Below are 13,594 nucleotides of genomic sequence, written 5' to 3' on the forward strand. Positions count from 1 at the left end.
AAGAGGATAGGGCGCGCGGACCACGCCGTCCCGTGGTTTTCCGGGGGCGGGAAGCCCGCTGCCGGCCGGGCGTCCGGGGCGGGGCCGCACGGCCGCCGTGCGTCCTGCGACACTCCGGGAGCCGGAGCGGACCGTTCCCCTCCTGGACATCACGCGCGACGGCGACGGGTCACCGCCGTCCCCGGGCCGAGACGATCTCGATGACGGCGCGCTCCAGGGCGTAGGCGGGGTCGCGGCCCGCGCCCTTGACCAGGGCGTCGGTCTCGGCGACCACCCGCATCGCGTGCGCCACGCCGCGCGGGGTCCAGCCGCGGGCCTGCTGGCGGATGGTGCGCAGCTTCCACGGCGGCACCTTGGCCTGCTTGGCGAGTTCGGCGTCGGAGAGGCCGCGCGGCGGCTGCACGGCCACCGCGATCCCGCGTACCGCGCCCGCCAGCGCGCTGTTGATCAGCACCGGGGCCATGCCCACCGACAGCGACCAGCGCAGCTGCTCCAGCGCCTCGGCCAGGCGGCCCTCCACGGCGCGGTCGGCGACGGTGAACCCGGACGCCTCCGCCTTTCCCCTGTGGTAGCGGGCCACGGCCGCGGCGTCCACCCGGCCCTCGGTGTCGGCGATGAGCTGGGTGCAGGCCGCCGCGATCTCCCGCAGGTCGGTGCCGACCGCGTCCAGCAGCGCCTGCGCGGCGTCCGCGGTGATCTTCCGTCCGGCGCGTTCGAACTCGCCCCGGACGAACGCGGCCCGTTCGGACGCCTTGGTCGGCTTGGCGCAGTCGATCCGGTGCGCCCCCGCCTTCAGCGCGGCCTGCAGCAGCGCCCTGCCCTTGGCGCCGCCCGCGTGGACCAGCACCAGCACCACGTCGTCGGCGGGGTCCCGCAGGTAGTCGGCGACCACCCCGGCGGGCTCTTTGGTGAGGTCCTGTGCCGCACGCAGCACCACCACACGGCGCTCCCCGAACAGCGACGGCGAGGTGACCTCGACCAGGGTGCCCGCGCTGACCTGGGAGGGCATCAGGTCGTGCACGTCCACGTCGGGGTCGGCGGCGCGCACCGCGGCCACGATCCCGGCGACGGCGCGGTCGACGAGCAGCTCCTCGTCGCCGACGACGACGGACAGCGGCGGAACGGAGGTGGAGTCCATGGACGCCAGCATGCCACGCGACGGTGACGGACGGACCCCGTCGCGCCGACCGCGGACGGTCACGCGGAGCGCTGCCGCGCCTCGGCCGCCGCGCCCCGCAGCACCGGGCGCCACCCCCGGGGACGGCGGTACAGCCGGTTCCGGGCGGTCCGGCGGCGGATGTCCCACAGCAGGGCGTCCCGCACCGAGGTGCGCAGCCGCAGCGGCAGCCGCGGGTAGACCGCCCGCACCAGCGCGCACATCCGGTCGAAGTGGCGCTGGCGGCGCGCGTCCCAGGCCAGCCCCAACTCCTCGCGCAGCCCGGGAGGCAGCAGTCCGGCGGCGACGAACCCCTGGACGCGCGCGGCGGGGCGCAGCAGCGGGGAGGCGGGGTGGAGCAGTTCCCGGACCACGGTGCGGGCCGCCGGGGTCACCCGCAGCGAGGCCACGGTCCGCGCCCAGTAGCGGTCGAAGTCGGCGCGGGAGGGCGGCCAGTACTCGGGCGGGCAGCCCAGCGCCGTGGCGAGCACCGCCGAGTGCGCGTACGCCTCGTCCTTCTCCGCGTCGGTGAGGTCGCCCACGGCCAGGTCGTACACGGTCTCCGCGGCCCGGTACAGGGTGGCGGCCACCCACAGCAGCAGCTGCGGGTCGAGGGCGCGGTACCCGGGGCCGGTGACCCTGGTGTGCAGGGCACGCACGATCGCGCTGATCCGTGCGGCCTCGGCGGGGGTGCCGAACACCACGCCGTAGACGAAGGTGAGGGTGCCGCGCAGCCGGTCGAGGGGACGGGACGCGAAGTCGCTGTGGTCGTGCACTCCCTGGCCCACCGCGGGGTGGGCGACCTGCAGCAGGATCGCGTACCCGGCGCCGCCGAGGACGGCGGCCTCGCGGGAGACGCGGCGCAGGGCGGAGTCCTCGGGAGGAGGGAGGGTGTCCATAACCGTCAGCTTAGGTTCGTGGTCCCCGGTCGCGCCCGGCCTTCGGCTCACCGCGCCCGCGGGCCGCGCCAGTGCACGACCGGGCCGTCGGGACCGGGGACCACCGCCACGTCGCCGTGCCGGTCGGTGCGGTAGGAGGCCGGGGTCAGGGCGGTCAACCGCGCCCACGTGGCCGGGGCGGGATGGCCGTAGGGGTTGTCGGCGCCCACCGAGGTGAGCGTCACCCGGGCCCCGGTGGCGTCCAGGAACGCGCCCTCCTGGGTGGCGGCGCCGTGGTGCGGGGTCTTCAGCACGTCGACGCCGCGGATCGCGGGGTCGGCCAGCAGCGCGCGCTGCGCCGACTCCTCGATGTCCCCGGTGAGCAGCACCGACAGCGTCCCGCCGGGGCCCCGGGGCGAGGACGGGCGGGCCAGCAGCACCACGCTGCCCTCGTTGGGGTCGTCGCCGGCGAAGTCGGACGGCGGCCACAGCACGGACAGCAGCCACGGGCCCGCGGCGAGGTCCTGGCCGGTGTGCACCGTGCGCGGCCGGACCCCGGCACGGGCCAGTGCCGCGGCGGCGACCGGGGCGTCGAAGCCGGGCGGGACCGCCGCCTCCCGCACCGTGCGGCCGCGCAGCACCCCGCCGGTGCCGCCCGCGTGGTCGAGGTCGTGGTGGGTGAGCACCAGCAGGACCACCCGGCGCACCCGCAGCCCGTCCAGGCAGCGGTCGACGTCCTCGGGGCGCAGGCCCGCGTCCACCACGACGGCGTCGGCGCGGCCGGCCGCCAGCACCAGCGCGTCGCCCTGTCCGACGTCGCAGGCCACCACCGCCCAGCCGGACGGCGGCCAGGGCGCGGCCAGGCAGGTGACCGCGGTCGCCGCCACTACGGCCGCGGCCGTCACCGCGGCTACGGCCCGCCGCGCCCGGCCCCGCAGCACCAGCGGCGCCGCGAGCAGCGCGGCCAGCAGCAGCGCCCCGGCCACGTCGGACCGCCACGGCAGCGCCCCGTGCGGGACCCGCGCGCCCGCGTCGGCGATCACGCAGATCCAGTGCACGGCCGTCCCCGGAACCCACACCGCCGCGCGCGCCACCGGCAGCGCCACGGAGGCCAGGGCCGCGACCGCGAAGCCGCCCACGGTCGCGACCGGCACGAACGGTCCGGCCAGCACGTTCGCCGGCACCGACACCCAGGTGACCTCGGCGGAGAGCAGCACCAGCAGCGGCGCGCACGCCACCTGGGCGGCGAGGGCCACCGCGACCGCCTCGGCCAGCCACGTCGGCAGCCGCTGCGCCCAGGCGTCCCGCCAGCGCGGCGCGAGCACCATGATGCCCCCGGTGGCCAGCACCGACAGCGCGAACCCGAAGGAGGCGGCCAGGGCCGGGGCGAACAGCAGCAGTCCGATCACCGCGGCGGCGAGGGTCGCCACACCGATGCGGGGCCGTCCCACCGCCAGCGACACCAGGGCGAGTGCTCCCATGAACGCCGCGCGCAGCACGCTCGGTTCGGGCCGGGCCAGCAGCACGAACCCGGCGATGGTGGCCGCCCCCGCGGCCGCCGAGGCCCACGGGGGCAGGCGGCACCAGCGGGCGACGGCCAGCACGACGCCGGTCATCACCGCGAGGTTCGCCCCCGAGACGGTCAGCAGGTGGGTCAGCCCGGTGGCGCGGAAGGCCTCCGCGGTCTCGGCGTCGAGTCCGGAGGTGTCGCCGACCACCAGTGCGGGCAGCAGGCCGCGTTCCGGCCGGGGCAGCACCGCGCACGCCCGGCGCAGCCGTTCGCGCACCTCCTCGGCCCAGGCGTGCGCCGTGGACGGCGGGCCGACCTCGCGGGGCGGTCCGCGCACCAGCAGCAGCGCGGCCTCCAGGCCGCCGTCGGCGGGGACGAGTCGGCCCGCCGCCCGCACCGGCTGGCTCGGCACCAGGTGCCGCCACTCCTCCCCGTGCACCAGGAGCACCACCGGGACGCGGGTGCGCACCCGCGTCCCGTCGTCCCCGAGCGCCACCCACTCGGTGCGGGCGTCCACGACGAACTCGGCGCGGCCCGGCACCGCCGGGTTCGCGCGGGGCCGCGGGTCCAGGGAGACCACCGCGGACAGTTCCGTGTGCTGCTCGGCCGCGGCCAGTGCGGCCACGGGACCGGCCGCCACCGCCGCGCTGCGGCCCGCCACCGCCAGGGCGCCGCCCGCAGCGCAGACCAGGGTCGCGGCGAGCAGCGCGGCCGCGGCCCCGCCGCGCGGGCGGCGCAGCAGCGGCAGCACCGCCGCAGCGGCCGTGCCGGTCACCGCCGCGGTCAGGAACGCGGTGCGCGGGGAGGCGTCCAGCAGCGCCAGCACGGTCAGCCATAGCCCCGCCGCGGGGACGGCCAGGCGCAGGTCCAACGGGGTGCGCCCGTCGAACGGGGGGGAGGGACACGCTCACGACAGGCCGCCCACGTGGACCAGGTCGCGCAGGTCGTCGAAGCGGCGGTCGCCGATACCGGTGACGTCGCGCAGCTGCTCCACGGAGGTGAAGCCGCCGATGGAGTCGCGGTGCTCAACGATCCGCCGGGCCAGCACCGGGCCGATGCCGGGAAGGGTCTGCAACTGCTCGGCGGTGGCGGTGTTGAGGTCGATCCGCCCGTCCCCGGCGGGCCGGCCCGGCACCGCCGGACCGCCGGGCACGGGGGAGGGGGTGACGCCCACCAGCACCTGTTCGCCGTCGACGAGGGGGCGGGCCAGGTTGAGCAGGCCGGGGTCGGCGTCGGAGCGCAGCCCGCCCGCGGCGTCGATGGCGTCGGCCACCCGGGACCCGGCGGGCAGGGTGACCACCCCGGGCGACTCGACCTCGCCGCCGACGTGCACCACGACCGTGCCCGGGGAGCCGGGCGGGGCGGACGGGGAGGCGCCGGACGGGGAGGCCGCCTGCGGCGGGGCGGGAGCAGAGGCGGGCCGGGCGTCCAGCACGAACCATCCGGTGAGGCCCGCGGCCAGCAGGCACACCAGGGCCAGCGCGAGGACCCCGGAGCGTCCCAGCGGGGGCTGGTCCGCTCCGGTGGGCAGGCACCGCTCCAGGAGGCTTCCGAACAGGGCGGGCAGCCGCCGCCCGGAGGCGCCGTCGGAGGGCAGGAGCCGCACGTACCCGGGCGGGGCGTCGGACGGGGGCGCGTCGTCGGAGGCGGGGGCGTCGTCCCCGTGGTCGCCGTCCGGGGGTCGGGACAGGGCAGCCCCCTCCGGCCGGACGCCGCTTCCCGCCGCTGCGGCCTGCTCCGCGGAGACGGGGGCGGCGGGCGGCGGGGGAGGGGAGTGGGGGCCGCCGCGGTCCGGGGAGCCGCGGTCGGCCGGCGCCCCGGCGGGCGGGCGGGGCGCGGGGACCGGGAGGTCCGCGGCGGGAGCGGGGACGGGGGCGCGGACGGGGCCGTCGACCAGGGCGTAGGGCGGCGGGGGCGGCGCGGCGAGGTCGGACGCGTCGGCGGGGTCCTCGACCGCGGGGCCGGGGACGGGCGCGGGGACGGCTCCCCGGGACAGCGCCCGCAGCCGCTGTTCCGGGGAGCCGACGGGACCGGGAGGGGTGTGTCGTGCCATGCCGACGACGGTAGGTCCCCGCCGCGGGACGTCACCGGACGAGTTTCCCGCCTGTGGACAACTCCCCGCCGCCCCGGGACCCGGGCATCGGGCGGCCCGGAACCGCCGCCCGCACCGGCTGCGGACGCCCCGACGCGGTCCGGCCCGGCCATCCCCGTGCGGGGCCGCGGCACCGAGCGGTTCCGGTTCCCCGCCCGCCGCGGAGCCCCCGGCCGCCACGAGCAGACCGGCGACCGCCGGACCTGCGCCGCCCCGGGCCGCTCGACGAAGAGGAGGAAGCAGAGGCCCCGTGACCGGTCCGGCCCGAACAGACACGCACCGACCGGGTCAGCGGACACCGGGCCCGGCCCGGCAGGACCGGCCCCGCCGGGCTCCGAGCCCCGGACACGACGGCGCCCCGGGGCGGACCACTCCTTCCGGAAGAACGGGAAAAGGCCGGGCCCCGCGCGGGGCCCGGCCTTCACGGCCTGTGCGAACTAGGCGTTCTGCAGCTGGTTGAGCCGCTTCGCGATCGCGCTCTTGCGGTTCGCGGCCTGGTTCTTGTGGATGACGCCCTTGCTGACGGCCTTGTCCAGCTGGCGCGCGGCGGCGCGCTGCAGGACGACGGCCTGCTCGACGTTCCCGGCCTCGGCAGCTTCACGGAACTTGCGGATGGCGGTCTTCAGCGACGACTTGACCGCCTTGTTGCGCAGACGGGCCTTCTCGTTCTGCCGGTTGCGCTTCTTCTGCGACTTGATGTTCGCCATGCGAAAACATGCTCCAGTTGCTGTCAGGATGCGCGCCGCACGCACCCGGACCACGCTTGTGGGCAGCCGATCCACAAAGGGGTCCGCGGAGGTCGACGCGAGTGTTGAGACCAAGGGCTCAAATCGAACGTGGAACGTCCGAGACACGGACTTCCATTATGCCCTGCGGCACCGGCTGCTCGCACCGCGGCACCGCCCACCGGCGGCGCGGGCCGCCGGGGGAGCGGCGGGGTGCGGCCCCGGTCAGCGTTGCGGGGCCAGCCAGCCCTCCTCGAAGGCCGCCCACTCCTCCTCGGTCATGGCGTCCGGCGCCGGCACGGCCAGTCCGAAGCCGTCGCGCTCGCCGTGCCCGGTGAGCGCGACGCGCACCGCCTCGGCGGCGGTCGCCACGCCGCCGGAGCCCTCCTCGGCCCCCGGGACGCCGATCCGCAGCCCCGTGTCCCCGGGCACCGTCCGCAGGGCCAGTTCGGTCTGCCGCGCCATGAACCCGCCGTACAGGGAGCCGCCCGGCATGCCGGTGCCGCTGCCGGAGACCACGACCACGTCGCACAGTTCCGCGATCCGCAGCAGGAAGCCGGTGGACCAGTAGCGCTCCCCCCGGTTGGCGAGGAAGACCGGCAGCCGCACCCCGGGAAGCGGTTCCACCGGCAGTGCGAGCACCGACAGCACCGCCTCCTCGCCGACCGCCTCGCGGGTCCGCTCCAGCAGGTCGACGAAGCCCGGGTCGTTCACGGTGACCGGGGTGACGGCGTAGTGCACCCCGTCGAACCCCGCGTCCACCACCGCGGCGGCCGCCTCCACCAGGCGGGCGCGGGCCTCCTTCGGTACGCGGTCCGCCAGCAGCGACGAGCTGTCGGCGGCGCTGCTCAGCCAGCCCAGCACCCGCACCTCGGGCAGCTCCCGGTCCATCCGGTCCAGGAAGGCGTCCGCCGCGGCGTAGCCGGCGGGGTCCACCGTCCCGTCCTCGGCGATCTCCCCCACGTGCACGTACACCTCGGAGAAGGCGCGCAGCCGGGGCAGCGCCGCGGCGAAGTCGTCCTCGTCGGCCCGCCCGTCGACCCAGGAGCCGTCCAGCCACGCCGCGTCCGCGCCGGCGGAGGCCGCCCACCCGGCCTTCTCCCCGGAGAACTGCGCGGCCAGCAGCACGCCCGCGCCCACCGCCACCACCAGCACCGCGGCGAGTCCCGCGAGAAGACGTGTGAGTAGCCAGCGCACCGTTGGTCTCCCGGTTGTGTCCGTCGCATAGCCTGGTAGGGGTCGCGTGTCCCATTCTGGCCCGCGGTACCGCCCGTTGTCGCGCCCGTGGGACTATTGGAGACACCGCCCGACCCCGGCCGCGCGTGCGCTCCCGCCGCGTCGTGCCCCCATCCGACCTCGAAGAATGTGAACGGACCACGGTGCCACAGCCAACTCGGACCGATCCTGCGCTGATCCGGAACTTCTGCATCATCGCGCACATCGACCATGGCAAGTCGACACTGGCCGACCGCATGCTGCAACTGACCGGTGCGGTCGAGGAACGCCAGATGCGGGCCCAGTACCTCGACCGCATGGACATCGAACGTGAGCGTGGCATCACGATCAAGTCGCAGGCGGTGCGGCTGCCCTTCACCGCGCTCGACGACGTGACCTACGTGCTCAACCTCATCGACACGCCCGGTCACGTGGACTTCAGTTACGAGGTCTCCCGGTCGCTGGCCGCCTGCGAGGGCGCGATCCTGCTGGTCGACGCGGCCCAGGGCATCGAGGCCCAGACGCTGGCCAACCTGTACCTGGCGCTGGAGAACGACCTCGCGATCATCCCGGTGCTGAACAAGATCGACCTGCCCGCCGCCCAGCCGGAGAAGTACGCGGCGGAGCTGGCGGGCATCATCGGCTGCGAGCCGTCGGACGTGCTGCGGGTCAGCGCCAAGACCGGTATGGGCGTGGAGGAGCTGCTCAACGAGATCGTCACCCGCATCCCGCCGCCGGTCGGCGACGCGGACGCGCCCGCGCGCGCCATGATCTTCGACTCCGTCTACGACACCTACCGGGGCGTGGTCACCTACGTGCGGGTCGTCGACGGCCGGCTCAACACCCGCGAGCGCATCCAGATGATGTCGACCGGGGCCACCCACGAGATGCTGGAGATCGGGGTGAGCGCGCCGGAGCCCACCAGGGTCGACTCGCTCGGCGTGGGCGAGGTCGGCTACCTCATCACCGGGGTCAAGGACGTGCGCCAGTCCAGGGTCGGCGACACCGTCACCTCCGCCGCCGCCCCCGCCGAGGAGGGGCTGCCCGGCTACCGCGACCCCAAGCCGATGGTGTTCTCCGGGCTGTACCCGATCGAGGGCACCGACTACCCGGTGCTGCGCGACGCCCTGGAGAAGCTCCAGCTCAACGACGCGGCCCTGGTGTTCGAACCGGAGACCTCCGCGGCGCTGGGCTTCGGGTTCCGCTGCGGCTTCCTGGGGCTGCTGCACCTGGAGATCACCCGCGACCGGCTGGAGCGCGAGTTCGACCTGGCGCTCATCTCCACCGCGCCCAACGTGGTCTACCAGGTCCGCATGGAGGACGGCACCGAGCACACGGTGACCAACCCCAGCGAGTTCCCCGCGGGCAAGATCGCGGAGGTCCGCGAACCGGTGGTGAAGGCCACCGTGCTGACGCCCGCCGACTACGTCGGCCCGATCATGGAGCTGTGCCAGGGGCGGCGCGGCGTCCTGGACGGCATGGACTACCTGTCCGAGGACCGGGTGGAGATGCGGTACACGCTGCCGCTCGCCGAGATCGTCTTCGACTTCTTCGACCAGCTCAAGTCCCGCACCAAGGGGTACGCCTCGCTGGACTACGAGCCGTCCGGGGAGCAGTCCGCCGACCTGGTCAAGGTGGACATCCTGCTGCAGGGGCAGGTGGTCGACGCGTTCTCCGCGATCGTGCACCGCGACAGCGCCTACTCCTACGGGGTGGAGATGACCAAGAAGCTGCGGGAGCTGATCCCCCGGCAGCAGTTCGAGGTGCCCATCCAGGCCGCCATCGGCTCCCGGGTGATCGCCCGGGAGAACATCCGCGCGCTCCGCAAGGACGTGCTCTCCAAGTGCTACGGCGGTGACATCAGCCGTAAGCGCAAGCTGCTGGAGAAGCAGAAGGAGGGCAAGAAGCGCATGAAGATGGTGGGCCGCGTCGAGGTGCCGCAGGAGGCCTTCATCTCGGCGCTGTCCACCGACAGCGGCGGCGAGGGCAAGGACGCCAGGAAGAAGTGACGCGCTCCCCGGCCCGCACACCGGGGAGCGCGTCGGGGAGGGGCCGGTGCGGACCGGGGAGGGGTCGGCCGCACCGGCCCGGGGCTCATCCCTTGACCGCGCCCGAGGTCAGTCCCTCGACGATGTAGCGCTGCAGGAACCAGAAGACCGCCATGGTCGGCAGCGCGATGAGCAGGGTGCCCACCGCGAACAGGCCGAAGTTGGCGTTGCGTTCGTCGGCGACCAGCGCGTACAGGCCCAGGGCGACGGTCTTGGACTCCGGGTCGCGCAGGAACACGCTGGCGATGAGGAACTCGTTGACGGTGTTGATGAACACCAGCAGGCCGACGATCGCCAGCACCGGCGTCACCAGCGGCAGCATGATGCGGAAGAACGCCTGGGCGTGGCTGGCGCCGTCGACCTTGGCGGACTCGTCGAGTTCCGCCGGGATGGTGTCGAAGAAGCCCTTCATCAGCCAGGTGTTCACGCTCAGCGCGCCGCCCAGGTAGACCAGCAGCAGGCCCCACCGGGTGTCGAAGCCGAAGGCGGGCCAGTAGTCGGTGACCGCGTTGAACATCAGGTAGAGCGCCACGATCGCCAGGAACTGCGGGAACATCTGGATCAGCAGGATCCCGAGGAGGCCGATGCGGCGCCCGGCGAACCGGAACCGGCTGAAGGCGTAGGCGGCCAGCGCGGACAGGAACACCGTCACCGCGGCGTTGCACAGCGCCAGCAGCATGGAGTTGGCGTACCAGGAGCCGAACGGCGTGGTGTCGAACAGCTCGCGCGCGTTGTCCAGGCTGGCGCCGCCGGGCAGCAGGTGGCTGGAGCTGAGCGTGCCCAGCGGGTTGAGCGCGGCCGAGACCACGAACAGGATCGGGAACAGCGCGAAGGCCAGGGCGAACCACAGCAGCAGGTGCCGCCAGGAGTTCTCCCGCAGCCACCGGGCGGCGCGTCGGCCGCGCGTCGCGGTCGTCACCGGTTCACCTCCTCCAGGGAACGGCTCTGCCGCAGGCTCAGCAGGGACAGCAGCGCCACGATCAGGAAGATGAGGACCGACACCGCCGAGGCGAACCCGTACTGGGCGCCCTGCCCGCCGAAGGCCAGCCGGAAGGTGTAGGTGATGAGCAGGTCGGTGGCCCCGGCCAGCGGGTTGTCGGGGCTGAACGGGCCGCCCCGGGTGGTCAGCCAGACCGCGTTGAAGTTGTTGAAGTTGAACGCGAAGGTGGAGACCAGGATGGGGGTCATGGCGACCATCAGCAGCGGCAGGGTGACGTGGCGGAACGCCTGCCAGGCGCTCGCCCCGTCGATGCGGGCCGCCTGCCCCAGCTCCCGGGGGATGGCCTGGAGGGCCCCGGTGGCCACCAGGAACATGTAGGGGAAGCCGAGCCAGGTGTTGACCAGCAGGATCGAGCCGCGTGCGGTCCAGGCGTTGCCCAGCCAGTTCACGTCCAGCCCCAGCACCCGGTTGATCAGTCCGAAGTCGGTGTTGAACATGTCGCGCCACAGCAGCAGCATCGCGAACGAGGGCATCGCGTACGGCAGGACCAGCAGGATGCGGTACACGGTGCGGCCGCGCAGGGGCTTGCGGGTGTGCATGACCAGGGCCAGGCCCAGGCCCACGACGAAGACCAGCAGGGTGGTGCCCGCCGCGAAGCCGATGTTCCAGGTGAGGATGGACAGGAAGGACGCGGCGGTGGTGGGGTCGGTGACGAACCGCAGGAAGTTGGCGAAGCCGACGTTGACCTGCCAGCCCTGGAGCAGCCGCTGCCCGTCGGCGGAGACGAAGACGCCGTTGGTGTTGTCGGCGGCGTACTCCACTCCGGTGACGGAGTCCACGATGCAGTCGCAGTCCTCCTGGTAGGTGCGGGTGGCCTGGCCTTCGTAGGCCAGGGACAGGCCGCTGGAGCGGATGCCGGTGCCGTCACCGGTGGGCACCGCGAAGTCCGCGATCTCGTCGCCGCGCTCGTTGATCTGGGCGGTGGTGAGGACGGTGTAGTCCTCGGCCGCGGTGATCTTGCCGGAGGCGTCGGTGGTGACGGCGTCGGCGGCGAGTTCGGTGAGTCCCTCGGCGTCGCCCGCGTGGACGGTGCCGTCGGCCGCGGTCAGCAGGAACACCAGGTCGCCGGTGTCCGGGTCGCCGTCGGCGGCGACGGTGAGGGTGTAGCTGGGCGAGTCGGGGGAGCGCACCACGGAGTACGCCTCGATCGCGGCGATGGCCTGTTCCTTGTCGCCGCGGTGCCCGTCGCCGAAGTTGGTCACCGAGGTGCTGACGGTGTACAGCACCGGCAGGATCTGGAAGGCGATGAGCAGCAGCGTGCCGGGCAGCAGGTACTTCAGCGGCACGCGGCGCGGGGACAGGTAGACGTAGAAGATCAGGGCGGTCACCGCGGCGACGACGCCCACCCCGATCCAGTTGGCCGCGTCGACGAGCGGGACGGCCGCCCAGATCGCCAGGGCGGAGGCCAGGCCCAGCGCACCGATCTTGACGGTCAGGCCGAGCACCGAGGCGGTGGGTTCGCCGCGGCCGTGGTTCGCGGGAGCGGGCGCCCCCTCGGGAGCGCCCGCGACGGTGTTGCGGGCCACCGCGGATCAGCCGCCGATCTGCTCGGAGATCGCCGCGCCCGCGGCCTCCACGGCCTCGGCGACGTCCTCGCCGGCGATGACGGCGGCCTCGGCCTGTCCGAACGGTCCCCAGATGGCGGCCATCTCGGGGAGCGCGGGCAGCGGGTCGCCGTTCGCGCCGGCCTCGACGATCTTGGCCAGGTCGGGGTCGTCCGCGGAGACGGCCTCCAGGGCGGCGGTCAGCGCCGGGGGACGGGGGTCGGCCTCGTACAGCGCCACGGCCAGCTTCGTCTCGGTCACGTAGTTGGTGACGAACTCCTGGGCGAAGACCTTGTTGGCGCCGCCGGAGGAGACGAAGAACGCCTGCACGCCGATGAAGGGGCGGGCCTCCTCGCCGTCGGCGAATCCGGGGACGGGGCTGATCTCGTAGGGGACGCCCGCCTCCTTCATGTCGGCGATGGCCCAGGGACCGGAGACGAGGTAGGCGGTCTTGCCCTCGTTGAACAGGGGGCTGGCGTTCTGGCTGTCGATGGAGCGTTTGAGCGCCCCCTCGTGCTTCTCGCCGAGTTCGGCGATCTTCTCGAAGGCCTCGATGGAGGACTCGGTGCCCACGCCCATGTCGTCGGGGTCGAGGTTGCCCTCGTCGTCGGTGCCGAACAGGTAGCCGCCGGCGGAGGTGTACAGCGGGTAGATGTGGTAGGCGTCGCCCTCGGAGCCCACCTGCAGGCTCATGATCTCCTCGACCTCGCCGTCGGCCTTGAGCTCCTTGCCGTGGTCGACGAGGTCCTCGATGCTCTCGGGGGCGTCGGGGGCCAGGTCGGTGTTGCGGAACAGCACCAGGTTCTCCATGGCGTAGGGCACGCCGTAGAGCTGGCCGTCGAAGGTCACCGCGTCGAGGGCGACCGGTTCGAACCCGTCGGCCTTGTCCTGGGGGAGTTGGACGGGGTCGATCGCGCCGTTGCGGACCAGGTTGCCGGTCCAGTCGTGGGCGCCGACCAGCAGGTCGGGAGGCGAGCCCGCCTGGTGGGCGGTGACGAAGTTGTCCTGCAGGTCCTCGTTGGGGATGGACTCGACCTTGACGGTGATGCCGTGGGCCTCGCCGAACTGCTCCGCATACGGGATCAGCACGTCGGTCCGGTTGGGGTCGGCCCAGATGACCATGGTGCCGTCGGCGGCCTCCTCGGAGGCCGCGGTGTCGTCGCCACCGCCGCCGCACGAGGTCGCGAGCAGTGCCAGGGCTGCCACGCCCGACAGCACGCTGAAGTTGCGGAACTTCATGGATTCTCCTTCGAGCAGGCCGCGGCGGCGTCCCCCGGCACCGCGCGGCTTTCCGGGTGCGGTGGCGTGAGACGTTAGCAAGTTTTTGCAAGAGTTGGAAGAGTTTTCTCTTTCTTGCAACAGAATGAGTAATCCAAGTGAAATCTCCGGTCAACCGTCGCGGGGGTCCGGACGCCCCCGTGCGTCC

General features: G+C 73.9%; 10 protein-coding genes. 1 reads left to right on the forward strand and 9 read right to left on the reverse strand.

Annotated elements, in window-relative coordinates; translation table 11 throughout:
* Nucleotides 1-169 precede the first annotated feature (169 nt).
* From holA to FOF52_RS00675, 6 genes are all read right to left on the reverse strand, one after another.
* Nucleotides 170-1,138 (reverse strand): DNA polymerase III subunit delta, encoded by a 969-nt coding sequence (gene holA, locus FOF52_RS00650; protein ID WP_248593702.1) that lies wholly within the window; start codon nt 1,136-1,138, stop codon nt 170-172.
* 59 nt (nt 1,139-1,197) lie between these two features.
* On the reverse strand, nt 1,198-2,055 hold the full coding sequence (locus tag FOF52_RS00655) for an oxygenase MpaB family protein (RefSeq protein WP_248591885.1): 858 nt from the start codon (nt 2,053-2,055) through the stop codon (nt 1,198-1,200).
* A 47-nt stretch (nt 2,056-2,102) separates the two neighbouring features.
* Complete coding sequence (locus FOF52_RS00660) at nt 2,103-4,415, reverse strand: ComEC/Rec2 family competence protein (protein ID WP_248591886.1); 2,313 nt, start codon at nt 4,413-4,415, stop codon at nt 2,103-2,105.
* Nucleotides 4,416-4,451: 36 nt separating this feature from the next.
* Nucleotides 4,452-5,597 carry a ComEA family DNA-binding protein gene (locus FOF52_RS00665; protein WP_248591887.1) on the reverse strand — a complete coding sequence of 382 codons (1,146 nt, stop codon included), beginning with the start codon at nt 5,595-5,597 and terminating at the stop codon, nt 4,452-4,454.
* Between the two features lie 476 nt (nt 5,598-6,073).
* A complete protein-coding gene (rpsT, locus tag FOF52_RS00670) occupies nt 6,074-6,343 on the reverse strand; it encodes a 30S ribosomal protein S20 (protein WP_248591888.1) in 270 nt (89 codons plus the stop codon).
* A 243-nt stretch (nt 6,344-6,586) separates the two neighbouring features.
* A complete protein-coding gene (locus FOF52_RS00675) occupies nt 6,587-7,558 on the reverse strand; it encodes a hypothetical protein (RefSeq protein WP_248591889.1) in 972 nt (323 codons plus the stop codon).
* Nucleotides 7,559-7,740: 182 nt separating this feature from the next.
* Between FOF52_RS00675 and lepA the strand changes: the two genes are divergently transcribed.
* A complete protein-coding gene (gene lepA / locus FOF52_RS00680) occupies nt 7,741-9,585 on the forward strand; it encodes a translation elongation factor 4 (protein ID WP_248591890.1) in 1,845 nt (614 codons plus the stop codon).
* A gap of 85 nt (nt 9,586-9,670) precedes the next feature.
* Here lepA and FOF52_RS00685 read toward each other — a convergent pair whose 3' ends face one another.
* From FOF52_RS00685 to FOF52_RS00695, 3 genes are read right to left on the reverse strand one after another with little or no spacing between them, the layout of a single operon-like run.
* Nucleotides 9,671-10,543 carry a sugar ABC transporter permease gene (locus FOF52_RS00685; protein WP_248591891.1) on the reverse strand — a complete coding sequence of 291 codons (873 nt, stop codon included), beginning with the start codon at nt 10,541-10,543 and terminating at the stop codon, nt 9,671-9,673.
* Nucleotides 10,540-12,150, reverse strand: coding sequence for an ABC transporter permease subunit (locus tag FOF52_RS00690; RefSeq protein WP_248591892.1), 1,611 nt, complete (start codon nt 12,148-12,150; stop codon nt 10,540-10,542). The genes FOF52_RS00685 and FOF52_RS00690 overlap by 4 nt, the downstream gene beginning before the upstream one ends.
* Nucleotides 12,151-12,156: 6 nt before the next feature.
* A complete protein-coding gene (locus tag FOF52_RS00695; RefSeq protein ID WP_248591893.1) occupies nt 12,157-13,407 on the reverse strand; it encodes a sugar ABC transporter substrate-binding protein in 1,251 nt (416 codons plus the stop codon).
* Nucleotides 13,408-13,594: the final 187 nt, after the last annotated feature.

Origin of the sequence: Thermobifida alba (assembly GCF_023208015.1) — a bacterium.
Lineage (GTDB): Bacteria > Actinomycetota > Actinomycetes > Streptosporangiales > Streptosporangiaceae > Thermobifida > Thermobifida alba.